Annotated in this window: 23 protein-coding genes; 12 read left to right on the top strand and 11 right to left on the bottom strand. The window is 45.8% G+C overall.

The genetic code is table 11. The features are described 5' to 3' along the window. The first annotated feature begins 265 nt into the window (after window positions 1–265). Window positions 266–841, top strand: coding sequence for an elongation factor P-like protein YeiP (yeiP, locus tag Q1B47_RS18530; RefSeq protein WP_299797069.1), 576 nt, complete (start codon window positions 266–268; stop codon window positions 839–841). A 244-nt stretch (window positions 842–1085) separates the two neighbouring features. Next, window positions 1086–3260 carry a diguanylate cyclase gene (locus Q1B47_RS18525; protein ID WP_299797066.1) on the top strand — a complete coding sequence of 725 codons (2175 nt, stop codon included), beginning with the start codon at window positions 1086–1088 and terminating at the stop codon, window positions 3258–3260. A 15-nt stretch (window positions 3261–3275) separates the two neighbouring features. Here the strand turns inward: Q1B47_RS18525 and Q1B47_RS18520 are convergent, their stop codons facing one another. Then, the gene (locus Q1B47_RS18520; protein WP_299797063.1) at window positions 3276–4733 is read right to left on the bottom strand and encodes an alpha/beta fold hydrolase; all 1458 of its coding nucleotides are present in this window, start codon (window positions 4731–4733) and stop codon (window positions 3276–3278) included. A gap of 128 nt (window positions 4734–4861) precedes the next feature. On the opposite strand from Q1B47_RS18520, the gene Q1B47_RS18515 reads away from it, so the two are divergent. Next, window positions 4862–5335: a hypothetical protein gene (locus Q1B47_RS18515; protein ID WP_299797060.1), complete on the top strand. Its 474-nt coding sequence runs from the start codon at window positions 4862–4864 to the stop codon at window positions 5333–5335. Between the two features lie 53 nt (window positions 5336–5388). Here Q1B47_RS18515 and nadE read toward each other — a convergent pair whose 3' ends face one another. Continuing rightward, complete coding sequence (gene nadE, locus Q1B47_RS18510; protein ID WP_299797057.1) at window positions 5389–6219, bottom strand: ammonia-dependent NAD(+) synthetase; 831 nt, start codon at window positions 6217–6219, stop codon at window positions 5389–5391. A gap of 170 nt (window positions 6220–6389) precedes the next feature. Between nadE and Q1B47_RS18505 the strand changes: the two genes are divergently transcribed. Both Q1B47_RS18505 and Q1B47_RS18500 read left to right on the top strand, forming a co-directional pair. Then, complete coding sequence (locus Q1B47_RS18505; protein WP_299797054.1) at window positions 6390–7217, top strand: AraC family transcriptional regulator; 828 nt, start codon at window positions 6390–6392, stop codon at window positions 7215–7217. A 100-nt stretch (window positions 7218–7317) separates the two neighbouring features. After that, window positions 7318–7956 carry a LysE family translocator gene (locus Q1B47_RS18500; RefSeq protein ID WP_299797051.1) on the top strand — a complete coding sequence of 213 codons (639 nt, stop codon included), beginning with the start codon at window positions 7318–7320 and terminating at the stop codon, window positions 7954–7956. Window positions 7957–7988: 32 nt separating this feature from the next. Here Q1B47_RS18500 and Q1B47_RS18495 read toward each other — a convergent pair whose 3' ends face one another. From Q1B47_RS18495 to Q1B47_RS18485, 3 genes are all read right to left on the bottom strand, one after another. Continuing rightward, complete coding sequence (locus Q1B47_RS18495; RefSeq protein WP_299797048.1) at window positions 7989–9221, bottom strand: HD-GYP domain-containing protein; 1233 nt, start codon at window positions 9219–9221, stop codon at window positions 7989–7991. A 227-nt stretch (window positions 9222–9448) separates the two neighbouring features. Beyond that, entirely contained in the window at window positions 9449–10801 is a 1353-nt protein-coding gene (locus Q1B47_RS18490) for a sigma-54 dependent transcriptional regulator (RefSeq protein ID WP_299797043.1), read from the bottom strand. Window positions 10802–10803: 2 nt separating this feature from the next. After that, entirely contained in the window at window positions 10804–12390 is a 1587-nt protein-coding gene (locus Q1B47_RS18485) for a HAMP domain-containing sensor histidine kinase (protein ID WP_299797040.1), read from the bottom strand. A gap of 350 nt (window positions 12391–12740) precedes the next feature. Here Q1B47_RS18485 and Q1B47_RS18480 point away from each other — a divergent pair, with 350 nt between their 5' ends. Both Q1B47_RS18480 and Q1B47_RS18475 read left to right on the top strand, forming a co-directional pair. Continuing rightward, window positions 12741–13673, top strand: coding sequence for a hypothetical protein (locus tag Q1B47_RS18480; protein WP_299797038.1), 933 nt, complete (start codon window positions 12741–12743; stop codon window positions 13671–13673). A gap of 81 nt (window positions 13674–13754) precedes the next feature. Further along, window positions 13755–14099 (top strand): hypothetical protein, encoded by a 345-nt coding sequence (locus Q1B47_RS18475; protein WP_299797035.1) that lies wholly within the window; start codon window positions 13755–13757, stop codon window positions 14097–14099. A 91-nt stretch (window positions 14100–14190) separates the two neighbouring features. Here Q1B47_RS18475 and Q1B47_RS18470 read toward each other — a convergent pair whose 3' ends face one another. From Q1B47_RS18470 to Q1B47_RS18460, 3 genes are read right to left on the bottom strand one after another with little or no spacing between them, the layout of a single operon-like run. After that, a complete protein-coding gene (locus tag Q1B47_RS18470) occupies window positions 14191–15726 on the bottom strand; it encodes an ABC transporter permease (RefSeq protein ID WP_299797032.1) in 1536 nt (511 codons plus the stop codon). Then, window positions 15719–16414 carry an ATP-binding cassette domain-containing protein gene (locus tag Q1B47_RS18465; protein WP_299797029.1) on the bottom strand — a complete coding sequence of 232 codons (696 nt, stop codon included), beginning with the start codon at window positions 16412–16414 and terminating at the stop codon, window positions 15719–15721. The genes Q1B47_RS18470 and Q1B47_RS18465 overlap by 8 nt, the downstream gene beginning before the upstream one ends. A 16-nt stretch (window positions 16415–16430) precedes the next feature. After that, a complete protein-coding gene (locus tag Q1B47_RS18460; protein ID WP_299797026.1) occupies window positions 16431–17285 on the bottom strand; it encodes a putative selenate ABC transporter substrate-binding protein in 855 nt (284 codons plus the stop codon). A gap of 272 nt (window positions 17286–17557) precedes the next feature. On the opposite strand from Q1B47_RS18460, the gene Q1B47_RS18455 reads away from it, so the two are divergent. Both Q1B47_RS18455 and Q1B47_RS18450 read left to right on the top strand, forming a co-directional pair. Further along, window positions 17558–18232 (top strand): response regulator, encoded by a 675-nt coding sequence (locus Q1B47_RS18455; protein WP_299797023.1) that lies wholly within the window; start codon window positions 17558–17560, stop codon window positions 18230–18232. A 51-nt stretch (window positions 18233–18283) separates the two neighbouring features. Continuing rightward, window positions 18284–19639 carry a sensor histidine kinase gene (locus Q1B47_RS18450; protein ID WP_299797020.1) on the top strand — a complete coding sequence of 452 codons (1356 nt, stop codon included), beginning with the start codon at window positions 18284–18286 and terminating at the stop codon, window positions 19637–19639. Window positions 19640–19741: 102 nt separating this feature from the next. Here Q1B47_RS18450 and Q1B47_RS18445 read toward each other — a convergent pair whose 3' ends face one another. Further along, window positions 19742–20440 carry a 2OG-Fe(II) oxygenase gene (locus tag Q1B47_RS18445; protein WP_299797018.1) on the bottom strand — a complete coding sequence of 233 codons (699 nt, stop codon included), beginning with the start codon at window positions 20438–20440 and terminating at the stop codon, window positions 19742–19744. A 161-nt stretch (window positions 20441–20601) separates the two neighbouring features. Here Q1B47_RS18445 and Q1B47_RS18440 point away from each other — a divergent pair, with 161 nt between their 5' ends. Next, complete coding sequence (locus Q1B47_RS18440) at window positions 20602–21867, top strand: HD-GYP domain-containing protein (RefSeq protein ID WP_299797015.1); 1266 nt, start codon at window positions 20602–20604, stop codon at window positions 21865–21867. 167 nt (window positions 21868–22034) lie between these two features. Then, a complete protein-coding gene (locus Q1B47_RS18435) occupies window positions 22035–22349 on the top strand; it encodes a DUF3135 domain-containing protein (protein WP_299797012.1) in 315 nt (104 codons plus the stop codon). On the opposite strand, the gene corA is transcribed toward Q1B47_RS18435, so the two are convergent. Further along, window positions 22344–23291 (bottom strand): magnesium/cobalt transporter CorA, encoded by a 948-nt coding sequence (gene corA / locus Q1B47_RS18430; protein ID WP_299797008.1) that lies wholly within the window; start codon window positions 23289–23291, stop codon window positions 22344–22346. The two genes, Q1B47_RS18435 and corA, sit on opposite strands and share 6 nt — an antisense overlap. 124 nt (window positions 23292–23415) lie before the next feature. Continuing rightward, on the bottom strand, window positions 23416–23781 hold the full coding sequence (locus tag Q1B47_RS18425) for a hypothetical protein (RefSeq protein WP_299797006.1): 366 nt from the start codon (window positions 23779–23781) through the stop codon (window positions 23416–23418). 280 nt (window positions 23782–24061) lie between these two features. On the opposite strand from Q1B47_RS18425, the gene Q1B47_RS18420 reads away from it, so the two are divergent. Beyond that, entirely contained in the window at window positions 24062–24745 is a 684-nt protein-coding gene (locus Q1B47_RS18420; RefSeq protein WP_299797003.1) for a DUF2057 domain-containing protein, read from the top strand. Window positions 24746–25768: the final 1023 nt, after the last annotated feature.

Genomic DNA, 25768 nt, shown 5'->3' with positions numbered 1-25768 from the left:
CTTTTGCGTCCCTTACCGGCAACGAGTCTCGCCTTTCAAATGGTTTTTTGGCAGCCTGCTTCCTCAAAGAATAGCTTCACAAGGGATCACCATTGCATCATCTATTTTAGTTTGCCAAAAACAACTCTGAGTAGATCACGTTCTTATACAGATTGGTATTAGCCGGGTTTGGTGCACAAATCGGTTTAATTTGAGCCCGGCAACATTGGTATCTGACTAACTTCATGATACTTTGTCTGCCAGTTAATTTTTCGGGATCGTTATCATGCCTAAGGCAAGTGAAGTTAAAAAGAATACCGCAATCGAGTTCAACAATAATGTTTACCTCATCAGAGACATCGAGCGCTCCGTTCCACAAGGTCGCGCAGGTGGCAGCTTATATCGTATGCGCATGTACGATGTCGCGACGGGTTCGAAGCTAGATCATACTTTCAAAGCCGACGAGATGATCAACCTTGCCGATCTCAGTCATCATGAAGTGACCTTCTCCTATATTGATGGCGATGAGTATGTCTTCATGGACGTTGCCGATTATACTCCCTATCACTTTAATAAAGATTCAATTGCTGAGGAGATACTCTTCATCACCGAAGAGACTCAAGGCCTACATGTGCTCACCGTCGATGGAGCTCCTGTTGCCATCGAACTCCCCGCTCACGTCGAGCTGGTGATTGTAGAAACAGACCCTTCCATTAAAGGGGCTTCTGCCAGTGCCCGTACAAAACCCGCCATTCTCTCTACCGGCCTTTCGGTACAAGTTCCTGAATATATTGCGAACGGTGAAAAGATTAAGATCAACACCGCTGAGCATAAGTTCATGAGTCGCGCAGACTCTAAGTAGCAGAAAAAAAGATAAAAATCAGAGTTAGCCGCCGGCATCTGCAAGCCGTTAACGGCTTTCTCTGGCTCACCATATCAGGTTTTCCCTCCAGCTAACCCCACCACCTATAGATACCACTTCCGCTCTACGAGCAGCAGTTTACTCCATAAGCTAATTCACGCGACTTGTTACATTTATGTTGAGTAAACAGATTTAACCCGCTAGCATCTATACTTAGCCAATACCTTAACAATAATAAGGCGTTATGCGCAGAATCAATCGGCAACATATAAAGTTAACTCTGGTACTGGGCCTGATGGGCCTATTGGCTAACCTGATCCCTATTCCCCTGTTCGGCAATGTTCAGCTTATTTGGGGGAATATCCTTGTTGTTGTTACGGCCATTCTGCTCGGGCCCTGGTTTGCCCTTCTCACAGCACTCCTTTGTGCAACGGGTCTATACATTACCTGGGGAAGCTGGCATGTATTCATTCTATTTTCCCTCGAAGCGGTCTGGTTAGGGTACGCCAGACGCAAAGATATTTACGCCCTCTACGCCGACATAGGTTATTGGCTGCTCATAGGTATGCCACTTTTTTACGCTTACATCCTGCTGTTCTCCAATCAACCGGAAAGCCATATACCGTTTGTAACTTTAAAACAGGGGGTTAACGGCTTAATCTACGCGGCGCTGGGCTCTCTTTTAGTCACCGTTTTTTCTCCGTTTTGGAACTTAAAAGGCAAAATAAAAGATCAAAAACGAAGAACCTTTAATGCCCAGTTAACCTATAGCTTCACCTTAATCCTCACCATCTCACTGTTGGGAGCAACCTTAATATTCAACCATCAGGTGATAGAGAAACAGCAGATCCGCCTTAAAGAGAGTTTAACGGGCTCAGCAGCTAACCTGGGACTTAATACAGAGGTCTTTATAGAGACTCACAAAAAGGCGATAGATAATGCGGCCCGCTGGCTCAGCCTCTCTGAAACGGATATCCAGAGCTGGCAGAGTCGACTCTCAAAGCTTCACCAAAGTTATCCGGGCTTCATCACTATGCTGGTAACCGATGCCGAGGCTCAAATCATCGCTGCCAGCCCCTACTCCCGGCTTAATCGCGACAAGGACAACATAAACGGGCTAAGTGTAAAAGACAGGCACTACTTTCAAGAGGCATTTTTCAATCAGAAAACCTACGTCTCCCCGGTTTTTTTAGGCCGTGGCTTTGGTAGTGATCCCATCGTGGCTGTCAGTGCTCCCATCTATCACTCTAACGACGCCAATCAGCCTACCGGAATCATTGAAGGCTCTTTGAATCTGAAGACCTTTGCCGATATCGATAAAAATAGTACGGGTCATCGCCAGCAGTCGATGATCATCATTGATGAGAACTATCGAATCATCTACGCATCGAAAGTACTTAATCTCGCCCCTCTGTCACAATTCACCTGGGCAGAGAGCGGTAAAGAATACAGAACCAGTCTGGAGATGCTAAGCCTGCACGATATCGATAACCCAAATCCTGAATTTGTCTATTCCAGCCATACACTCAACAACAACTGGCAACTATTTGTCGTTCACCCTTTCGCACCTCTGCTAAAAACAGTAGAGCAGCAATACTTAACTACTTTCGCAATCTTAATTCTGTCACTCATCATCACACTTGTTCTAACCAGAGTCATTAGTCAGAGATTGACGACCCCTCTGAGTGCTCTGGCTAATAAATTTGCTGAAAAGGGAGAGCAGGATGCGGCCTCCTTCAGTATCGATCAGGAGTCTCCCCGTGAATTTGTGACCCTGTATCAGAGCATCAGGCAGAGCAAACAGCAGCTGATACGTCATCAACTGGAGCTGGAGGAGAAGGTCGCGATAAGAACGGTTGAGCTTGAGAAAGCCAACGAAAAGCTCCAGAGCCTTGTTGAAAAAGATGAATTGACCGGCCTCTTTAACCGCCGCTATGCCGAGACAAAATTTAACTCGATACAGGAGTTCTGCCACAGAAGTGACGAAGCCATGGCATTGGCTATCTTAGACATAGATAACTTCAAAACCATCAACGATACCTATGGTCACCAAGGGGGAGATGAGTGCTTGCGTGTCATAGCTAAACATATGCGTCTGTTTTTCAAACGAGACACAGATGTCATAGCCCGATACGGAGGAGAGGAGTTTCTGCTTATCCTGCCTCTGTGTAATGTGCTGATGATTGAGGAGCATCTCAATGAGTTCAGACGTAAGGTGCGCACTCTGCAGATAAGCAACCCACATGATGGCGAGCCTATCACCATGACCGTCAGCATAGGTGGCATCGTATCTAATGCCACCTATAGTGACTCACTCGAATGCTGGTTTAAGCAGGCCGACCTTAATCTTTACAGGGCTAAGGATCAGGGGAGAGATAGAGTCGTCGTGTCCATTACCGAGCCGCGCAAATTATCATAGCCGCTGTGTCGTGGCTTAACGGGGCAAAACAAAGCCATCGATCCGTTCGATGATATATGGGAAAAAAGGATTCCACTTCTGCCTTAATATCTCATCGGCAGAAACACTCAATACCCCTCTCTCTCCTCTCGATGAAGCAGCCCCGATTTGAACCCGTTCGACAAAATGGACACCTTCAGGGCCATAGAGACTATCTTCGATAGGATACGGAAGTGCGACATGTGACAGTGAAAAGACATTTCTTGGCCATCGCAGCGATAACTCAGTGTTTGTTGATAAACCTGCTTGAACTTGTCTTCTCGCCTTTACCTGGCTTAGCCGCTCACCTGAATCATTTATGTTTTCAATCAGAGTAAACTGAAACTGTAAACTTTCCCCCTCTATCATCTCGTTCACCGCTGATAAGGGATCATAATTTATCAAGCTCATATTTACCGGGTCTCGGTTAATATCGAACATCACCAGCTCATGACCATTAGCGGGTAATTTCATATAGAGTTCTGACAAAACAGCCCTACTCGAAACGGTAGCATCGGTGACAGACTGAAACGATAAAATCGGTGACAGTGACAGTAACTCTTCCATTGAAAGGCGATCCAGCATCGCTTGATTCCGCTCCGCCAACCGGTAAACCACGTCACCGGCATTCACCGCAAATGAATTATATTTGAAAGGGTCATACTCCGTTTGAATGCTGTTCCAATTGAGTTTTTCCAGGCCTAACAACTCCCCCAAACGGGCTTGCCACTTAGCCCCGGCAGCAACCGGAGGCAGACCGATTGCCGGTGAGATAAATATCATTCCATCATAATCAGCCCCCTGCCTATTAACCAGGCGCTCCAGCTCATGATTCAACGCTAAAGCCGCACCGGTTGAAAAGCCAACCACATACAAAGGACGGCCCTTCAACACAGTCTGCATATGCTGCGTCGCAAGTGATACTGCCGATGCCATATCCTGCCACCGCAGGTCCACCAGAGCGGATGGAACCGTGCCATGACCCGGCAACCTTAAGCCAAGAAGATGGGCTTTTCCCTTAAAGTGTCGGGCTACATGAGAGAGTGCATAGGGAGAGTCTGACATTCCATGGAGCAGCAAAACACCGAAGTCGGCCTCATCTTCTGGCCACTCATAACTCCGATTCCAATCGATTCGCCACTTATTTGGATCGGCTAAACTTCCCCTGACATATCGATTTAATACCGAATGGTTCGAGCCATTAGTTTTTCCATAGACCTCTGTCTCAAGCTCATCAAACAATCGACTCTCAAGTAGTTGATATTCGCCGAACGTCCGTAGTTCGAGGCTTCTCTCATACTCTGAGCTCAACTCGGCCGTGTGCCAAACATCAAGATCGGGCCTGGAGTTCAACAACCAAACTCCCAGTGCAAGCAGGGCAAGCCCCACCCCCAACGATGCATAAAAGAGCGCCATAATGAGGTGTTTGGTCGAACCTATAACAATCGTTTTCATGACTATCCTTGAAACCGGTACTAAACAGTGGAGTGAGCAAGCTACATTTATTTACGCATTATGAATTGATATAAATTACATGCTTTTAGTATCTTATACCAAACTCCCATCCTGTATCAGGCCAGATTATGTGCGTTAGCTCTACCATAAATAACTTAGGCTCTCCTGCAGCAAAATTTTGTTTCTATCTGCCATCTCCACCTATCCTTCCAAAAAACTGGCACTGCGGGGCTCCCGACGCTATTTCACAAATTATCGAGCTTAATGGTAATCATTGGCGAAAAATTCTCACCATCATGGCAAAGATTACCGCGCCCGATGATAATTGGAAGCTGTATCGCGATACTCAGCTACTCAAACGCGATGAACAGATCTTAATCGCATCGTCCAGGTTATCTTCTCAAGCCCAGTGGCACTTCATCACAGGCGGAGCATCTCAGAAACAGCTGCAACCTGAAACAAAGGACCTGGTATTTCAAGCGCTCGATAGCGCAGATAAGCTGGCATTTAATGGCGGGCGAATACTAAAAGTCCCCTACTTAGACTATCGACAATACCCCAATGAGCTGATTGCACAGACTCGTGAGCTGTTGCAGCAGTAATAATAAAGAAGGCGCCATTAGCGCCTTCTTTTTAACGTGTGAGCCGAGCGGCTTCAATCATAGATGGTGGGGATTGGCTCACGCTTATGTTGCGTCGCCTTATAGATACCGATCAGTTTATCATCTACGGCCGAGCTGACCTCTTTACCCTCTAAAAAGTCATCAATCTGATCATAGGTAAGCCCAAGCGCCGCTTCATCTTCTAACTGAGGCTTATCACACTCAAGATCTGCCGTTGGTGCCTTGTATACCAGCAGTTCTGGCGCCCCCAGATGATCTGCTAATAAACGAACCTGGCGTTTATTCAAACCAAATAAGGGAGCTAAGTCACAAGCCCCGTCTCCCCACTTAGTGTAAAACCCGGTAATATTCTCGGCGCTATGATCGGTACCAACAACCAGGCCGGCAGTCAGACCGGCAATTTCATACTGTACTATCATACGCATTCTGGCTTTGACATTGCCTTTGACAAAATCAACATTATCAATCTGACTAACATCAACACCTGCGGCTTTTAGCCCATTAAGTGTATTTTGGTGGGTTCCCAGTACACCATCATGAATATTGACAGATACCTGCTTCGAGGGAGAGATAAAATCACAAGCCAGCTGCGCCTCATCTTCATCTTTCTGAATATGATAGGGTAAACGCACGGCAATAAACTGATAATCGCCCTGCTCTCTCCCCTCATTCAGCTCATCGACAGCCAACTGGCATAATCGCCCCGCGAGCGTAGAGTCGACACCACCACTGATCCCAAGCACTAATGTGCGGGTATAAGACTCTTTCAACTTAGACTTAATAAAGGCAACACGTCTTTGCACCTCAAATTCAGGCTCGATAGCAGGCTGCACTTTCATTTCACGTAAGATCTGTCCTTTCACAAGCTGAGCTCCAATCAGGTTTTAAAATTAGCCAGTCAGATATTATGAGCTATTTAAGCGTGAAATACACGGTTATCATTCCGGGTTTAACTCGGTTCTGCAATTATTTACTAGAAGACCCTCTTAGGCTAACGTTAGAATAATCCAATATTTGAACCCAGATAAACATTATGCATCAAGAGAGTATTCAATATTGGCATAACCCTGCACTGTCGGGGATAGAGCTAAGCCTGGCCAACTTTAAGCAGTTTGAGTTCGACAGGCACGTTCACCTCGATTACCATGTCGGAGTGGTCTCAAGCGGTTGTCAGCAATACACTCACAAAGGCAGTGCTTATCACTTAGGACCAGGATTGATATCGACCCTCAACCCGGATGAAACGCACAATGGCCAAAGCTATACCCCGGAAGGCTATCAGGTTCATGTGATGTCGATCCCGGCAAGTTATATTGCGCAAATAGCTTCAGAGGTGAAACAAGCAGCAGGCTTTTTTCACCGTCCTATCGTCAATGACCCGGCCCTTTATCGCGCCTTCTTACAACTCCATAAGCTATTGACTCTGCCACAAAGCAATATCTGCTGTTTACAGATAGAAACCGGCATGATGGCCTTTACCACAGAGCTTTTTCGGCGTCACGCCGATCTCCCGCAAGCATTCGGTGACACAACAAGTCCCCTTACTCAAAATGAGATGAAAGAGGTGATGACAATGTTTCACGACGACCCGGGCCAGACATTTCAACTTCAGTCATTGGCAAGCAGCGTCGGTTTAAGTAAATTTCAGTTTTTAAGGAAATTTAAGCAGTCTATAGGCATGACACCTCACGCTTACCTTAAGAGAGTGCGGCTCGAATATGCTAAAAAGGCACTGGCAAAGGGTGAAAGTGTCGCCGACATCGCTCACCGGGTAGGATTCTTCGATCAGAGCCACCTTAACAAAGCTTTTAAACGAGCCTACCTGGTAACACCGGCGCATTTTCAGCGTCGTGTGCTGTGATAGAAGGGCCAGGCTAGTTAAAATAGAGTGCAATTTTGTCCTATCAAGCAGCAGAGAGTCACGTCATGATAACCCCATTAACTGGTTTATGGATAATGTAATGGATTTAAGTTTACTGCTATCACTGGCTGTCATTCATAGCGTCGCTCTGGCGAGTCCGGGTCCGGACTTTGCGCTTGTGGTCAAGATGGCCAGTCAGGAGAGAAGAGGAACGGCTATCGCTTCTGCAATCGGTATCTCTGTAGCTATCTTACTGCACACCCTGCTGAGCCTGACCGGAGTCAGTTTACTTATCAAGAGCTCCGACAGCATATTCATCATAGTACAGTTGGCGGGAGCCAGTTATCTGGGCTGGATGGGGCTCAATGCCATCATCAGCACCCTGAGAAACTATAAGGCAGGAATGACTGACAAAGAGTCGCCACAAATATTCAATCAGTTGACGCCAAAACAAGGTTTCATGCAGGGGCTATACACGAATCTGCTTAATCCTAAAGCCATGGTGTTTTTCATTACCCTGTTTTCGGCAATGATAACCCCGGAGGTGAGTCTTGCGACTAAGGTTTGTGCGGCTATCATCCTGTTGAGCTTATCTCTGTTTTGGTTTGTGCTTATAGCCCTGGTTTTATCTAAACCCGCCATACAGAGGAAGATCCGTCATGCAACGCCCGCCATCAACTTGCTCACAGGGCTACTGTTTACCGGTGTAGCCATAATGATTGTTTCCGGCCTGATGTGAGCCTCTGCTCAAAAGTTTCGCTGTGCGGCATTTCAATCAAGAAATGCGGCCTTGAAGAAACCAAGCAAATTAATATTAAACTCTTCGGGCCTGATACAGCGGTCTATCTGGTCTTTATATTTTGAGCGGCTCAGATCCACCTCCTCCATCGCAATCGCCTGCTTCAGGCGGGTATTATAAAACACGCGAACATAGGGGTTCAGCGGCTTTTTCCTGTTTAACCGGCTAATCAGTCCCAGTTTGCCGCTGTTGAGTTCAACGAGTGTACCCACAGGGTATACTCCTAAACATTGAATGAACTGCTCTACCAGTGCATCGTCATAACTCGATGGAGACTCTTTAATCAGGCTCTTAAATGCAGATATCGGATGAACGCCGGATTTATAGACACGCTCGGCTGTCATAGCATCATAGCTGTCTACAATCGCTATCATACGGCCGAACTTAGAGATGGAACCGGCGCTTAGTTGTAAGGGATAACCGCTACCATCAATGCGCTCATGATGCTCCTTTATCATACTCATCACCATATGGGAGATATGAGGCGTGTCCTCTAAAATATTGACTCCGAGAGACACATGATTCTTAATGATCTCATATTCCGGCGCAGTGAGCTTACCCGGCTTATTCAGGATCTCATCGGGGATCATCACCTTACCTATGTCGTGCAGAAAAGCACCAAGGGCAAGCTGCTCTATGGTCGCCCTGTCTATATCCAGATGTTTTGCAAAAATCGTCATTAAGATCGAGGTATTAAGCGAGTGCTCGACTAAGTAGTCATCTTTAATCCTCAGGCGAGACAAACAGGACAGTGCATCCTGGTTTCTGAATATTGAATCGACAATGGCATCGGTACTCTCCTGTATCCCCTCGATATCGATCTCCTTCCCCTCGGTAATGGAACGGAGCATCTTCTGCTGGATACTTTTGGCACTGTTGTAAAGCTTATTCGCTACCTTCATCTCCTGTTCAAGAGAGATCTCGGGCTTTCCTTTCTCTTTGTCCAGTGATGCTCTGCCAATTTGAGGTAATACCTTGTCTATCTTTTCTGTTTTCTTCTCCCGACTGGGGTCAACGACAACGTGAGATATCCCGGACTGGATCAGTTGATTAATACTCGCAGCATTAAGCACATAGCCTTCAGACTTAACGCTGAGGCTTCGGTTTTCACTCGAAATTGAAACAACATACATACCGGGTTTCAGCTTAGCGATGGGGATCTCTTTAGCGGGGTGAACTGAATCAGACTTGCTTCCTTTTGACATATCTATGTCTCTCAAACAAATGCCGGAATGATGCCGGTCGGAAAAACAACGTTTACTTGAGTAGAAGTATAGTCATCATCTTCACAGATGAAGTGAATATTAAGCGTTTCACAAGCTGAGCAACGAAGAGCAAAGGAAAAAGTTTTATCAAACCGGAGAGGCCACTCTCATAAAGAGGGTGGCTCTTTTTTGAAGATGAATAGCGCCCTGATACATTAGGGCGCCTGTCACACCAGTTGATACTTTTCCAGCCTATACAGAAACGCCTTGTAGCTCAATCCCAGAAATTTAGCGGCTTTGGTACGATTTCCCTGATGGCGGTTCATCGCTTGTTCCAGGCAATCTTTCTCAAACACCTCCCATTCAATTCCTGCATCAGGCAGAGAGAAATGGCTGGTATTTATAGGACTAGGTGGACGCTTCAGCTCCTCGACCATCTCATCCTCATCACCAAGCAGCACGAAGCGTTCGATACGATTTGCCAGCTCCCTGACATTACCGGGCCAGGAGTAATCGAGGAGTTGCTTCATAGTTGCTGCCGTCAACTTGGGGGTATCCATCTTATATTGACTGCTGCTGAGCTTGAGAAAGTGCTCAACCAACCTGCCAATATCCTCTTGCCTCTCGCGTAAAGGAGGCATATGAATAGGCACAACATTCAGTCGGTAATAGAGGTCCTCGCGAAAACGTCCCTCGTTCACCTCGTGTTGCAGATCTCTGTGAGTTGCCGCTATCACCCTCACATCTAACTTAATCTCTCCATTTTGCCCCAGGCGACTGATCACTCCCTCCTGCAGAAATCTGAGTAAGTTGGTCTGTTGCAGCAAAGGCAGCTCTCCAATCTCATCGAGAAAGATGGTGCCGCCGTCGGCAGCCTCCAGCTTGCCCACTTTCAACGCGGTAGCACCGGTAAATGCACCTTTTTCGGCACCGAAAAGTTCAGCTTCCGCAAGGGATTCGGGAATCGCACCACAATTGATGGCAATGAATGGTTTATGTTTTCTCTGCGACAACTGGTATAGCGCCCTGGCTGCAAGCTCCTTTCCGGTTCCACTCTCACCGCCTATCAATACAGTGGCATCGGTAGCACTGACACGCTGAACGCGGGTGTAGACCTTCTGCATACAGGGAGCTTTCCCCACTAAGCCCACCAGCTCCTGTTGCTGGGATAGTTCAGAGGTTAATCTACGATTTTGTTTTTTCAGGGCCAGCGACCTGGCCACTTTATCTATGGCTAATAACAGAGACTGTCTCTGGTATGGCTTAGCAAGATAATCATCAGCCCCGGCCTGCATAGCATCCACGGCGTGAGTGATCGTTCCGTAAGCCGTAGCTATGATAAAGCCCATGTCGGGATATTCCCGACGAACGTAGGTCAGTAGATCCATGCCACTCAGTTGTCCCAACTTCCAATCGGAGAAGACCAGATCCGGGTTATCCGATTTAATCATGACGATGGCCTCTTCAACACTGGAGGCACTGCTTGTTTCATAACCATTAGCAGCCAACATCTTAGTGATTAACGTTCGTTGATCCGGCTCATCTTCTACGACTAAAATTTTCAATTCTTGCTCTTTCATCTCTATGTCTCTTTGACTGTAGAATGGTCAGTAGGTCGGATAAAGCTGATTGTCACTATCGTACCGCCCCCGGGGTTATCCTCAAATGTTAAGTCGCCACCGTAATGCCCCTTAAGTAGTCTCTCGGCGATATAAATTCCCATTCCAGAACCTTCCGTTTTAGTGGTTACATGCGGCTGACACAGGCGCTCTCGGACCTCAGGTGGGATCCCGCTGCCGGTATCGGTAACGATTACCCGGTACTCATCATCTGTGACGTTTAACTCGATACTCACATCACCTTCGTCCGGAGTAGCCTCGACGGCATTAATGATCACCGCATGTAATATACTGCGCAGTTCAGACTCGGCCCCAGGGAGAACGATACCCGCTTCATCACAGTCGAAACTTATCGCCGGCTTCGAACCGTTGATCGATAGCTCCAGTAAAATATCCTGAATGATGGCCGTCAAAGGCACCGCTCCGCTCCTGTCCACTTCATTGCTCGACAGGGTCAATAGTGACTGAATGCTCTTATCCATCATGGAGATCTTTTGTTGTATTTTAAGTATTAGCTCGGAGCGCTCTTCGACTGTATCGGCCAGTGCCACTCCGTCAGAGAGTAGCCCTACGGTGTGAAGTGGATTTCTGAGACTATGGGCAATGCCCCGAGTGACCTCTCCAAGCTCTGCTAGTTGCTGCTGTTGACTCATCAACTGCTCTTTTGCACTGAGCTGCGACAATTTTTGGCTCATAGCATTAAATCCCGCAAGTATCTGCTTGAGCTCCTTCACCCCCTCCTCCTTTAATTGATAACCCAACTCACCTTCACCAAGTTTGTGGTGACCAACAGCCAACTTGGAGAGCGGAGCGCTCACATAGTGACTCAGAAGATAGGCGAGAATTAAAGCGACTAAAGATGTCACTAAGATGAGCAGTAGCATAGAGTCGTTAAACCGTTCCAGTTCGGTATTCGTTCCCTCGTTAGAGAGACTGAAATCCCCGTTCAGTGCAAGAGTAACATCCTTTCCCCCCTCAATAATGGCGATACTGCCGCTGTCCAGCCAGTTATCGGTCTGAATTTCGACATCTCTCACCGCTTCATGTAATCGTTGACGGTACTCCCTAGCGGCCTCCTTACGAATCGCAATCTTGTTTTGTCGCTCTGCAATCTCCATCTTGCGTCCATGCTCGGCCATCGCTTTGAGGTGCTCTTTTAGTTCAGCCTGTTTTTCCGACATCTCCCGTCTATACACCTCCCTGACCTTCGGAGGTGGATTTGGGCTAATAAGCTCCTGCTCCATATCTAAGGACAGCGCATTAATTTCGGCCTCTAATTCACGAATATCTTCTGCAAATGAAACCGCAGCTTCCTCAATCTCGGCTAACTGCTCAACATCAAACTCTGAGGGATATTCCACAACAAATTCATTTTCATCGCCCACATTATCGATCAATACCTTTACCAGATTTTGAGACAAGGTTTTGGAGCTATGGCTTAACTCAGACTGGAGCTCAGACTTGAAGTACTGAGAGATGAACAACTGACTGCCCGCCAGCAACAGGATCAGAGCTCCGAAAAGTAAAAATACGTATCGCTTTATCGACATGGCTACCTCAAAAGAAATTCACAACACCTGCTGGCTATACAAAAAAGATACCAAGCAGGCAGATCCAGCTACAGGGCGATCTATCTAATAAAACCTATCATATTTTTAACAAAAATCCTCAAATGCGGAAGTTTAATACTGATATGGGGGAGAGATAGGAGATTGTCGATTCAACACAATCACTAACCACTTGTTTAAATTGGTATTTACTGAGCTGGCACGATCTTCGCTGTCAAAGAGTGAGAGTGATGGTGGTGGGAGTAAGTATTAGCGCAACGCGAAAACTCATAAACCTACAACCTAATCGAATCGTTATGACAACATCAAGAGCAGATATAAAGGGAATCACTATGAAACTGAGCAAGCTAGCGACACTATTTACCTGTACCAGCCTACTGGCCTTCACTCTCGGCGCCGCACCGACCAACCTGAGATATATAGAGTTTGAAGACAGTGAGACGCAGGTCTATGTCAATCAGGATGAAAATGAGATGACACAGGTAACTGTGCGGCTTGATGATGAAAAACATGAATTCACGTTCACACCCGAAGAGTTAACGCATCTCGACGCTATCGAGTCCCGTCTGACACCACTACCCGAAGGCTCAAGAAAGAAACTGGCAAAGTTATTGAGCCGAATGAGTCAGGGGGGAGAACATGAGTTTCATATCATCCAGGCACCAGAGCTGGACCCAAAACTTGAGAAAAAGATTCAGGCTCTGGCAAAAATAATGGAAGGCAAGGAAGCTGAAATGAAAGAGATGGCCATCAAGCTAAAGGCCAAGGTCGCCAAACTTGAGCCGGTGCTTGAGAAAGAGCTTCGGGCTCTGGTGGCTAAAATAGAGGGTAAGCAAGCTGAAATTGAAAAAATGGCCATCGAGATAGAGGCTAATGCCGCCAAGCTGGAACCGGCTCTGGAAAAGGAGCTTCAGGCTGTGGCGGAAAAAATGGAGATTAAGGAAGCTGAAATTGAAAAAATAGCCATTAAGCTAGAAGCTAAGGCCGCAGAGATAGAGGCTCAAGCTGCAGAGCTTGAATCAGTGCAGGAGCTCCATGAGGAGGAGTTTGATCTTGTTATCGAGGCACTGGAGCAACATGTGAGCGAAATAGTATCGAGTGTCGACGATATTGATATCGACATGGATGAAATAGATACCAACGCCGAGCGGATTATCATTATCACAGGCGACGAGGGAGATCAGGTCGAACATCTGATCCGTGTCATCAAACACAGTAAGTTAAGCGACGGGGAGAAACAGGCAATTAAAGAGGCACTAAATTAAAAATATGTGAACAAGGATATAGATTATCGCTTTGTCATTAACGTACTCTAAGTACCATTAAAAAATTGACAGGATATCTGTATGTGGTGGCGTATAACAATAATTAGCTTGGCCTATCTACTTCTTGGCGCACATTTCATGCGCTATGGGCAGATTGCTCTTTGTTCCGCTTACGCTGCTGCGCCATTACTGCTCTTTTTCAAACACCCGATGATCACTAAGCTGCTACAGTTGGTCTTAGTGGTCAGTGCGGTGTTAGTCTGGGGTATGAGCAGCTATGACTATATTCAGATGCGTATCGCAATGGGCGAGCCCTGGTATCGATTAAGTGCCATCATGGCAACAGTAACCCTGTTTACACTAGGCGCAGCCCTTTGCTGTAACGGGGTCATTTCAAAAAGAGCGAAAGCTAACCCCTACGGTTAACGGCTATACCGCATATTGAGTACCGACTAAGCCATGGATGTTTCATTAACAACCATGGCTAAGGTGACTCCTTTAAACAAGTTTTGCCACTTTATCTGTTCAGCCATTCATTAGCGCTTTGCCGTGAACAGCTCGCCTGAACCGTATTGTTTGCCGTGAGTAAACGACGACTGATGATATCGACAATAATATTCAATAAAGCCGTGCACCCCATTAAATATAGGGCCGAACTGTAGCGGATCTCTGAAAAACCACTGTCGATATAAAAACCTAAACTCGCAACACCAAGCATACCAAAGATGGCAGTCTCTCTTAAGATAACTTCAAATCGATAAAACAGTAACCCCATCAAATTTGGATAAATTTGCGGCAGGACTTCGTAACAATACCCATCAATTTTTCCATTGTAGTGTGAACTCAGCAGCGTCGTATCTGATTGCCTCACGGTCAAATATGCAATGAGTGCTCCGTTATGCAGTGCGAGAGCCAACATCGCAGGCAGCATAGATGGTCCTAAAAGCATCATGAAGATGAATGCGAAGATATACTCAGGAACAGACCTTAAAATGAGAAGGGAGAGATGAGAGACTCGAGAAAAAAGCATTCCGGTCAACACCCTCGATGCCATTACCGCCCCCACAACCGAAACACCATGGGCCATTGCCAAAGAGACCAACGCTAACAGCAGAGTCACGGCAATGCCGGGAAGCGCTTGCTCCTCCAACAGTTTAAGGCTCCACTTTGACAGTGAATCTATCACACCAAGATCAATTTGGCTCCAGCTTGTCACACTCTGTAGTGCCGGAGGGAGGATATCCTGACTGATAAAACGCCATAACAGCGCGCCATCGAGCGGTGGAATATCGGGCAAACTAGTCAGTGCCACGATAATATAAATCAGGATTAATCGAGGCCTGCACCAAAATGAGATGGTTCCGATCAATACAATAAACATCATCAACAGGGCTGCGCCTTCATGGTAGTGCCCCTGTCGATAAGCCGTTTCCAGATAGAAACCTAAGGTCGGCATGCCGATAAAACCGAGTACCGCACTGCTTCTGAGCGCACATTCAAACCGGTAACGAATATAAGCCATTACAGGTATGATGACATGACTGATCCGACCGTAAAAATAGCGGCTAACCCTGTCGGTGCCAAAGGGCAAAGTCTGAACTGTTGTTCTGGGCGATTGCAGCAAAATATCGTGAAAGACTCGAGCAAAGGTCGCACCATAAGGCAGCGCGATAGCGAGAATGCCGGTAATGGGCGAGAGTCCAAAGATCTGCAGAAACAGCAGCGCCCAAAAAATTTCGTGTATGGATCGGGCAACAGCGCAGAGCATAGCAACGAACCGATTAGAATAGATGAGCGCTAACGGCCCCCCCCATAGCAGACCTAAGGTGACACCAAGCAGCGCAAAACTCACTGTTTGCCAAAGAGCCTCGAGAAGATATTCGGTAGCAAAGAAGTCCGGACGGATAAACCCTTCAATCATAAGCCTAAACTCATGCCAAGGGTCCAGAGATATAACCTCAGTGTCAGAGAAATAGAAACAAAGCGTGGCTATCAGCCATAATGATAAGGTGACTTTCTGCCAATAACCGATAAAGGGCAGAGACTTAAGCATCGTTTACCGCTAATACATTATTAACGCCGACCGTTGAAACATCGGAGTAAAACTCATCTACGGCATCAGGGGTCAAATCCTCCTGTCTTGCATCAAGCAGCAGTTGCCCCTGTTTTAATCCTATGATGCGATCAAACTGCTCCAATGCTAATGATTTATCATGAAGCACCATTATGACGGTACTATGATGCTCGAAGACCATCTTAAGTAACCGCCTGCTCATTACCGGATCCAGTGCTGAGAAAGGTTCATCGCCAATGAAAACCTCTTTCTCCTGATACAGGGCCCGTGCCAGGGCGACTCTCTGCCTCTGCCCCCCGGAGAGTTCTGATAACCTCTTACTGACGGGAAAGTCTAACTCTAACTCAAGACAAAGCTGCTTAACTTCCTCCAACGGCTTCTTAAAGGGCGAGATTAAATTAATTAGGTTATAGGTCCAATGATGCCTGGTGAGTGCCCCCATAAACACATTGTGATAGGTGCTGAGCCCCTCAACGAGCCCCTGTTTTTGAGAACAGTAGGCAGCTTCATTTTTCAAACACTCGTAAAGGTGAGTCAACAGGGTAGATTTGCCGGCGCCGGAGGTTCCGATAATTGCCAACTTTTCTCCGGCCTTTATTGACAAAGAAAGCTGACGAATCGCCAGCTTTTCTTCATATTTAAGCGTTAAATTTTCAAGCTTGAGCATAGATTACCGGTTAATACTAATCGAGCAGGCCGATAGCTTTTGCTACATTTTCAATGGGCTCATAGTCTGCATTCTCAGCAGGAACAAAGGATTGTCTCGGAAAGCTTTTTAACAACTCAGGATCTTTCATCGAGATAAGCGCAGCTTCAACTTTTGCCTCGAAACCGTCACCGAACACCTTATCCACGCCTTCACGTACGGTCCACTGATAATCCGGGTACGCCGGGCTCTGCCAAATAACATTCACTTTATCCAGGTCCACCGTGCCGTTTTCAAGTGCCGTCTCCCAAACCTTATAGTTCACAGCACCAACCTGATATGCCCCAGCCTGAACCTGAGTAATCGTTCTGCTGTGATCGCCGGAGAAACCGATACGGCTGAACACCTCTTCGGCTTTCTTGCCTAAGTTTCTTTCGATGAAGAACTGCGGCATTAAACGTCCTGATGTCGAGCCTTTAGAGCCAAAAGTGAAAGTAAAACCATTTAAATTCGGGAAGCTATCCGATGCAAGCAGATCCGCAGACTTATGGGCAATAAAGTAGCTCTTGAAAAATTGATCTTCGTAGCCCTGTGCGATCGCAGAAGAACCGGGAACCAAGCGGCGAGCCTGAACTCCGGATAGACCACCAAACCAGGCAAGCTGTACCTGGTTATTTCTAAATGCGGTAACAGCTGCTGAATAAGACTTTACCGGTATATATTTAACTTCTACCCCCAGCTCTTTCTCCAGATAGAGGGCGACTTTTTCGAAGCGCGTTCTGAGCTGACTTTCATTTTCATCAGGTATGGCTGTAAATGTAAAAACAGCTGCCAGCGCGCCGGTAGAGAGCGTACTTAACAGCACCAAGCTGGCCATATGTAAAAGCCTCATGAAATGTTTCCTATAGGTAAAAATTTTGCAGGATTTTAACTAAAATCCACCTACAAACATAGCCTTTTATCGTTTAAAGTGTGATGAATGCTGAATCAGGTAGCAATTCCCCCATATTTAAGTCAGCTTAGGTTAAGTTAACTTCAAGTAAAATAATGCATTGAACAAAAATTGATCCCGTTCCAGATTGAGTTTTCCCTAAGATATAACCCGGTTGGCACAGAGAGTTTATCTGCGTAAACTGACCCCAAGAATTATTAAGGCGTTTAATTATGAGAATTTTGGTTGTTGAAGATGATCCCCTTCTATCCCACCACTTGAAAGTGCAACTGACTGAACTGGGTAATCAAGTTCAGGTAGCACTTACCGCCAAAGAGGGGTTTTATCAGGCTACCAACTACCCTATCGATATTGCCATTGTCGATCTTGGCCTTCCGGATCAGGATGGAATCAGCCTGATTGAAAATTTGCGTGAAGCCGGGCTAAAGGCACCGGTACTGATCTTAACCGCGCGGGTTAACTGGCAGGATAAAGTAGAGGGGTTAAATGCCGGCGCCGATGACTACCTGGTTAAACCGTTTCAAAAAGAGGAGTTGGTTGCGCGCCTGGATGCACTGGTAAGGCGTAGTGCAGGCTTCGTAAAACCTAAAATAACCAGTGGTGTACTCGAGCTCGATCTTGCCGCCAAACAAGTTTCGTTAAATGATGAACCTATGGAAGTCACTGCATTTGAATACCTCATCCTCGAATATTTAATGCGTCATTGTCACGAAGTTGTAGCTAAACAACGCCTGCTTGATGTTATCTATGGTGACAAAGAGGGCGATCCAAACACTATCGAAGTCATGGTCTCCAGGTTGAGGAAGAAACTCACCAAAGGTGGAATCGAAAACCCGGTCGTCACTATCCGCGGTCAGGGTTACAAATTTAACTTACCTTGCAGCTGATAATGAGCTCTTAGCTCAGCACTTTAACTCCACGAAAATGAGCGCCTATTTATGAGGTTCGGTCTTAACTTTAAACCAAAGAAACGTCTGCTGACACGGATGTTTCTTACCTCTTTGTCCATCATTGCCTTAGTTGGCTTTGGCTTAGCCTGGTTGGTTAACCTTCTGCATGCACAAAATAACTACAATGAGGAGACAGCTCAGCTAATCGCAGAGATCCCGAAAGTCGCCGCAGAGTTAAAGGAGCATGATCTCATACCTGAAACCAGTGAATGGCTCGATGAAAATAACACGCCAGAGCGGTACGTTATTGCCAGTTGCGATCAAAACTTCAAACAGGTCTGGACCTCCTCTCTTGCTGTTGATAAAGGTCTGTTTGATACCTGTGAACGTTTCGATGAGATCCGCCATGACTCCCCCCCCTATTACCTTAACCTTGCCGATAATAAGGGCTACTTTATCTATCTGCTGTCGGTAGAGATAGCCAAGAATCAGTACAATTTGTTGGTGATGAAAGATGCCGAAAAGCTCGAACAGGAGATGGATAAATTCAGCCGTCGGACCTATTTCAGGCTGGGGTTGGTATTGGCTTTGGCATTGGTACTTCTAATAAGTGCCGGCTATTGGGGAATGCGACCACTGGTGCGTATGAGAAATGAACTCGAGAGTGTCAACAGCGGCAAATCTAAAGGTTTATCCCAGGACTACCCTGTCGAACTCGAAGGCGTAACCCAGGCGCTAAACCAGCTACTGGTGCAATCGAGTGCTCAGCAACAACGTTACCAAAATGCGATGAACGATCTCGCTCATAGCCTTAAAACCCGCTTAGCCGCAGTACATGCAATCACCGACGATTCGACACTGGACCGACACGCAACCAGTGAAAAAATCATGGAACAGGTAAGCCAGATGGATCAACTGGTTAAATACCAATTGAAGCGTGCCATGTTAGGTCGAAAAGGCCTTAAGCAGGAACAAACCAAGGTGGCGCCCTTGGTTAATCAACTCTCTCAGATGCTATTCAAGGTCTACCGTGACAAACAAGTGGAATTTACAGCGCATATCCCCATCGAGCATGTATTTCCCGGTGAAAAAGGGGACCTGATGGAGTTATGTGGAAACTTGATGGAAAATGCATTTAAGCTCTGTATCAGTCAAGTGAGGGTTTCAGCAAGCTATAACGATGCCGGTGAGTTTGAACTTATCGTCGAAGATGACGGTCAGGGTGTAGACGAGAGTATCAGAAAGAAGATCATAGAAAGAGGTGTCAGGGCCGATACTCAAAAAGCGGGTCAAGGTATCGGGCTTGCGGTATGTAACGAGATCGTCACCAGTTACAACGGCAAACTGGCTATTGAGACATCTGATCTAGAGGGAGCGAAATTCATTATCACTATTCCTATCTGACTTTAGCTCATACCACTACTCATCCATAAGCACTAAGCACCATGATTGGTGCTTAGTGTTGAATCAATAGCTGCATATCTATAGTTTAATAGGGGTTAGGAGTTAACGCTTTACTGACTGATATAACTGCTCGGCACGATTAAACATCACCCATGAGGTTGCAATATATTTGTCACCACTCTTAGGCATATTCCCCCGATGAGAGTGTGTAAAGCCTGCCGGCGCTATTACCATAGTGCCGCGCTTAGGACTCAATTTACGATTCTGATAAAAGAATTCGGTCTCTCCTCCCTCATCAACATCGTTGAGATAAAACATATACAACACCACACGGTGCAATGCTTCGTTATGCCCTGCTTGAGGAAATTGCTCAGAATGCCAATGGGGGTATCCACCTACATTTTGCTCATACTTTTGCACATTTACCATTCCACTGCGATAGAGATACTTAACTAAAGCCTGAGTCCTCTGTTCACCATACTCAGCAAAATTATCAGGAGTCAGAGTTACCGCTTTGCCATTTTCATCTGCTACCTGAACCGATACTCCTCCCATCAGGGCCATAGAGTATTTTTTAAAATAATCGGTTGTACACGCTAACGTATGAGCCAAAAGCTCATTTTTAAGAGGTTGCAGATCTTCAAAATGATCCAGCATAAGGTCGCGGCTATTTTTCTTTTCAAGATCGACACCATGACCCGTCATGCCCGCGCTCACCCCACTATGGTTCTCAAAAGCCTGAATTAGTTTTTCACATAGCTCATCGGGTAGAGCGTTAGGGTATACTTCTATGAAGTCCATTTTTATCATCTCTGCTTGCTGACTTATTTAACTATGCTTACATACAGGTTAAGTAATTGTAAACCCATGGAGTTAAGTTAAAATACCACTACAACAAGTAGTGAAATTCTGAAATAATTGTCTGAATCAGTACTGATAGAGCCCATAAGACCAACAAAAATATGAATAAAAACCGTAAAGTCAGCGTTGAACAATTACAAGTAGGCAATTTTGTCCGACTACCGGTTTCATGGAAAGATCATCCATTTCTATTTAGTAGCTTCAGAATCAAGCAACAGGCACAGATTGAACTCATTAAAAAATTGGGGATAAGCCATGTGTTTGTCGATCTACAACGCAGCGACGTCTCAGTTTTAGAGGAAAACGAAGCCAATGAGCAGAAGGTAGATATCAATCAGGAGGATATCGAACGCCTAACAAAAAATATGAACAAATATAAGGGCGAGCGCATTGAGGTTTTAAAAAAGATGCGCAGAGACCTTCAAAAAACCGAAAAGGAGTTCGATCGTTCTATCGCTAAGATGCGAAACTTGGTCGCTAAGTTACGTAATCGTCCACTAAATGCCATCGATGATGCCAAAGAGCTAATCAATGATCTCAGCGATCAATTACTAAACTCAGATAACCTGGTTCTTCACCTCATGGGTGAAGCCAAGAATGATGAGACCATCTACTACCACTCACTCAACGTGGCAGTCCTCTCCATGCTTATGGCTAAGGAGTTAGGGTGGACAAAAGAGGAGATCGAACTCGTTGGGATTGGCGCCCTTTTCCACGATACCGGCAAACTAAAAGTGCCGCCGCAATTATTAAGAAAAAAGACACCATTGACGGCACCAGAGACTAATTTTTTAAAGCAGCACCCCATCATGGGCGCAGACCTGCTTAAACTTGCCGACAATTTTCCTGCCGCAGCTATGCCTATAGTAACCAACCACCATGAATACCTTGATGGATCCGGTTATCCTAAGGGGCTAAAAGCAGAAAGCTTAGATAAACTTTGTCAGTTAGTGACAGTGGTAAACCTTTATGACTCGCTTTGCCACCCGGACTTCCAGAATAAAGCACGCACCCCCTATGCAGCCCTTGGACATATCTTCAAGAACTATAAGACTAAGTTGAATCAGGAAGTGACCGGGAAGATGATCAAAATGCTTGGGGTATACCCACCCGGCAGCATAGTCGAACTATCATCCGGACAGTTTGCGATGGTGATGTCGGTAAACTTAGATAAAATTCTTTTCCCAAGAATTCTTGCATACGACGCCTTAGTGCCTAAAGAGCAGGCACCAATCGTTGATCTGGAAGCGGAAGGGCTCAGCATAGTTCGTTGCTTACCCCCTGCAGCCCTACCCGAGAAGATCTTTAAATATCTAAACCCTCGAGAGAGAGTAAGTTATTTCTTCGGTTCTGATAGTAAAAGTTAATTATCGCCATGAGTTTAAGTCGGTCGGTGTCCAACAACCGGCTTAAACCTCTGTCCACCTTTAGAACTAAAACGTGTATCAGTTTCCCTGTTATTCTTAAGTTTTCTTGCCGAAAACCAAACTATTCGCTAGGTTGAAAGTATCAATATCTTCAGTTAGGAGATGATATGACGCAACTTCCAAGCTTTGACAGTCTCAAATGGCTGGCGGAAAATGAACCTGATGAACTGGAAGCGCTTCAAAAAACGCTCTGTAGAGAAGCTATTGAACATTGCCCTGAGGCAAATAAGAAGCAGCTGATATCCATGCAACATCACCTCGAGCAGCAACTCTCTCGCTGCTCGAATCCATATCACAGATGTTACCTGGCCATGAGTATCATGAACGAAAAGTTTCTCGCCTTAAACACCATAATCAATAATCCAATGGAGTTTCAGGAAAACAGTGCCGAAGTACTCAGTCTACCAGCTAAGAAACTATAACCACCCCTTACGCTTAAAGAATGCATAGGTACCGCCGGCACTTCCTAACATCATTAAGATGGCCATAGGGTAACCATATTGCCACTCCAGCTCAGGCATAGTGACAAAGTTCATGCCATAAGCACTGGCAATCACGGTCGGGGGGAGAAATATCACTGCTGCAACCGAAAATATTTTAATGATCCTATTTTGCTGCAAGCCACTGAAGCCCATCGCCGCATCGAGCAGAAAGTTTAACTTATCGAAAATAAACTGGCTGTGAGGCATCAATGATTCGATATCTAACAACATCTCACGTAGATCTTTTAAATTATCATCCGTGAGCTGCCCACGGTAATACCTCTGCATGTATCGTAATGAACGCTGAGTATCGAGAAGACTCAGACGAATTTTTCCGTTTGAATCTTCCTGCAGCGTGATCAGTTTAAATACATCATCGAGCTCATTGTTCTCAAATACCTGCTCACTCACTCCATCCACGACTGAGTAGACATCTTCAATAAGGTCCGAGAGGTAATCTACCTTAAGGTTAAACAGCTCCAGAAACAGCGCCTGTGGAGTAGAGACTTCGATACGTCCGAGCCTGAGATAGTTACGCAACAGGCGAATCAAGCCTACATCGTCTTCACGAATGGTTAGCAGAAAGTCTTTTCTTAGATTGAACGAGACGTTAACCCCACGAACATCTTGCCCTACACGCTGGGGAAATAACGAGTTAATGTGCAAGCCGTCCGTATTTTGATAAAAACGGGCTGATGCTTCGATCTCGTTGATATCCTCCTCTTCCGGCACCTCTTCAACCGAATAGTGGCTCAGCCACTCTCGCTCTGCATCAGAAGGTTTAAAAAGATCGAGCCATAATGTACCGGGAGGGACTCTATCCTGAATATGTAGTTCATTAATCGTGAGTTTACGATTTTGGTAGACATAAGCAGTTATCATGGAGACCTCCTGAAAAAAACACCTTATCAATAATATCAGATGACAAAGCGCAGGGTAAAAAACGAGGCTATTCTACCTTAATAAACCTCATTGAAAAGCTATAAAAGCTTGAATAAAACTAAAATTACTGTTTTTTGTTTTTTGCGATGACCACACGTTCCTGATTAGATAAACGAATGCTAATACCATCGACAGTTGTTAGCATATTATTGCCAATATCTTTTTTTCTCACCTGATAGACCTCAGAGGTCGCAATATTAGGCGAGACAATTGTAACATCTACAATTTGATTCCCGTCTTGCCAATTCCAATACCAATATCCGCTACTCGCGAGTAAAGAAAAGGCTATCAAGCCATAAACTACATACTTGAATAAAATCTGTTTACCGACATCTGCAGTCTTTTCAGCCCTAACTGCCCTCGCAGGCTTGCGAATATAAAAGAGCGCTCCGGCAATAACGAGTAGGGTAACGAGTATTTTTGTAAGCACAGCAGACTCCATTGTAAACAATCGATTTCGATTATAGCGCCTCTTAAACGATAAAACTGTTATAAATCTCTAATCACACAGAGTAAATCCATTTAATTACTATGAGCAACAGCTGCCTCCTATCTGGTATTATCTCCTGCAAACTATACTATTCTCAGTGAATACCCTGATTTGTTTAGATGATAATAACCCGTTCACGGCCGATAGTGCAGAATGTGAAACTACCGACAGGCCATTTGCATGGTTATGACTAAAAATGACTAACTCCTTAGGAGCTATAATGAAGCAACACACCTTGCTGGCCTGCCTGACAGGTATAACGACCTTACTAATCAGCTCACTTTCCTGGGCTGAACCCACACTGGATATACCGAAGTCTGCTGACCTCTTGCTTCTCAATGGTCAGGAAACTGAAACACAATCCCCTCTCACATTGCGACAGGGAAAAAACCAGATAGTATTTAAATACAACACCAGGTTCAGGCAACAGGGCCAGCAACAAAGGTTTACTTCAGAAGCAATCATCTTAAGCTTTGAAGCAGACAATCAGTCCTATAACTTTAAGCTTCCCAAGTTAAAGTCAGCAAAAGATGCTGATGATTTCAATTCAGCTCCGGTCATCGAGCTAACAGATGCCAATGGTGAGACAATCAGCTACCACAGTGACGTACTGATAAAAGAGGGGCTACAACTGGGCCGCGATTACGGTGATGAAATATCAGTTTATAACCTGAGTGGGGCCGACGCTGCCATAATCGATTTTGCCGTCAAACAGCAAGCCGTAGCGGATAGTGTAACGATAGCTGAGCCATCACGATTAAGTCCCGTGGTGACAACACCGGGCACAACTCAAAAAAAACAGATACCTGAACAGATAAATGTCGGTCAGATGCTGGACTTTTGGTACAGCCAGGCCGATGAAGAGACAAGAAAGGCATTCAAGGCACGCATCAAAGACAAGTAATCCAGAGACGGAAAAAGACACCTTCTGCCGGCTAGTTCAGTTCTGGTAGAAGGTAGTCGCACCTCAACTTGCGGCCACTTCAAGCAGCGCCTGCCAAGCTATACGTATAGCATGCTTTAACCTCGAACCATAAAACGATTCCCGGCTAAAGCCGGTCCTACACAATCGAACAATCCTAGCCCCTCTGTAGGAGCGCGCTTTAGCCGCGAAGCTTGTATCCCCCGCGGCAACTACGAATTAGGACGTGTGCATATCCTGGTTAATAACAATAACTCAGGGCTGAATTGATATATGAGGTGGGTCAAAGCAGGATACCATAGCCGAAGAGCAATTATCGGTCATACAGCTTTAGTAGCTAGATTCATAGATAAAAACGAAGGCGCATGTCATGGTCAGCTGCAGGTACCCCCTCCGCGTTGATCCATAGGGATGTGGTAAATGTAGAAAATGTCAGGAACAACTTTCTACCAACTCCTGCATCAAGCGTTGCTTGAAGAGCACAGGTCCCTAACACTATGAAGAAATGGAATACGCCGAAGGCCTCTCACATGGGGGCGAAAAAGTAGTGTCTTGGATGCGAAGCATTCAGCTACTTTGTAGCGAGAGGCGACGAAGTCGCCGAACTGAGGGGCCCACTCTGCGTTAGCAGCTTTGGGCTGCATGTGAAGTAGATGCTTTCGCGCGACCTACATGGAGGTAGAAAGTGCCATTAATTGCCTGGAGCAATTTAGGTGAGCGTATATACGAAAAAAACCTAGCGATTCCTGGAATAAAGAGTGCCAGGGCTGCAGTGAGGCGCCTGTCATGGTCAGCTACGCTGAAGCTCCGCGCTCATAAGCACATCGCTAACGCGATATTCGCCCTACTATCACATGGATATGTGGCATGCTTCGCATGCGCTATTTACTTTCCCCATGTTCGAGTGGTCACTTCTTGTAGCAAAGAGTCCAGGCTAAAAACGAAAAAAGCCCGTTGCGTTAGCAACGGGCTTTATCGTTTATTAGGCGCCTGGAAATGACCTAC

This window comes from uncultured Shewanella sp. (assembly GCF_947501225.1).
In the GTDB taxonomy this organism is placed as follows: Bacteria; Pseudomonadota; Gammaproteobacteria; order Enterobacterales; family Shewanellaceae; genus Shewanella.
This window is presented reverse-complemented; position numbering and strand designations above follow the sequence as displayed.

Bases quoted from the DNA above. Each gene is read 5' to 3' on its own strand.
- Q1B47_RS18420 (WP_299797003.1), top strand. From the start codon at position 24,062: ATGAAGCAACACACCTTGCTGGCCTGCCTGACAGGTATAACGACCTTA.
- Q1B47_RS18435 (WP_299797012.1), top strand. From the start codon at position 22,035: ATGACGCAACTTCCAAGCTTTGACAGTCTCAAATGGCTGGCGGAAAAT.
- Q1B47_RS18520 (WP_299797063.1), bottom strand. From the start codon at position 4,733: ATGAAAACGATTGTTATAGGTTCGACCAAACACCTCATTATGGCGCTC.
- Q1B47_RS18455 (WP_299797023.1), top strand. From the start codon at position 17,558: ATGAGAATTTTGGTTGTTGAAGATGATCCCCTTCTATCCCACCACTTG.
- Q1B47_RS18450 (WP_299797020.1), top strand. From the start codon at position 18,284: ATGAGGTTCGGTCTTAACTTTAAACCAAAGAAACGTCTGCTGACACGG.
- Q1B47_RS18485 (WP_299797040.1), bottom strand. From the start codon at position 12,390: ATGTCGATAAAGCGATACGTATTTTTACTTTTCGGAGCTCTGATCCTG.
- Q1B47_RS18500 (WP_299797051.1), top strand. From the start codon at position 7,318: ATGGATTTAAGTTTACTGCTATCACTGGCTGTCATTCATAGCGTCGCT.
- Q1B47_RS18470 (WP_299797032.1), bottom strand. From the start codon at position 15,726: ATGCTTAAGTCTCTGCCCTTTATCGGTTATTGGCAGAAAGTCACCTTA.
- Q1B47_RS18440 (WP_299797015.1), top strand. From the start codon at position 20,602: ATGAATAAAAACCGTAAAGTCAGCGTTGAACAATTACAAGTAGGCAAT.
- Q1B47_RS18495 (WP_299797048.1), bottom strand. From the start codon at position 9,221: ATGTCAAAAGGAAGCAAGTCTGATTCAGTTCACCCCGCTAAAGAGATC.
- Q1B47_RS18480 (WP_299797038.1), top strand. From the start codon at position 12,741: ATGAAACTGAGCAAGCTAGCGACACTATTTACCTGTACCAGCCTACTG.
- corA (WP_299797008.1), bottom strand. From the start codon at position 23,291: ATGATAACTGCTTATGTCTACCAAAATCGTAAACTCACGATTAATGAA.
- Q1B47_RS18525 (WP_299797066.1), top strand. From the start codon at position 1,086: ATGCGCAGAATCAATCGGCAACATATAAAGTTAACTCTGGTACTGGGC.
- Q1B47_RS18445 (WP_299797018.1), bottom strand. From the start codon at position 20,440: ATGGACTTCATAGAAGTATACCCTAACGCTCTACCCGATGAGCTATGT.
- Q1B47_RS18465 (WP_299797029.1), bottom strand. From the start codon at position 16,414: ATGCTCAAGCTTGAAAATTTAACGCTTAAATATGAAGAAAAGCTGGCG.
- Q1B47_RS18505 (WP_299797054.1), top strand. From the start codon at position 6,390: ATGCATCAAGAGAGTATTCAATATTGGCATAACCCTGCACTGTCGGGG.
- Q1B47_RS18490 (WP_299797043.1), bottom strand. From the start codon at position 10,801: ATGAAAGAGCAAGAATTGAAAATTTTAGTCGTAGAAGATGAGCCGGAT.
- yeiP (WP_299797069.1), top strand. From the start codon at position 266: ATGCCTAAGGCAAGTGAAGTTAAAAAGAATACCGCAATCGAGTTCAAC.
- Q1B47_RS18475 (WP_299797035.1), top strand. From the start codon at position 13,755: ATGTGGTGGCGTATAACAATAATTAGCTTGGCCTATCTACTTCTTGGC.
- Q1B47_RS18460 (WP_299797026.1), bottom strand. From the start codon at position 17,285: ATGAGGCTTTTACATATGGCCAGCTTGGTGCTGTTAAGTACGCTCTCT.
- Q1B47_RS18515 (WP_299797060.1), top strand. From the start codon at position 4,862: ATGTGCGTTAGCTCTACCATAAATAACTTAGGCTCTCCTGCAGCAAAA.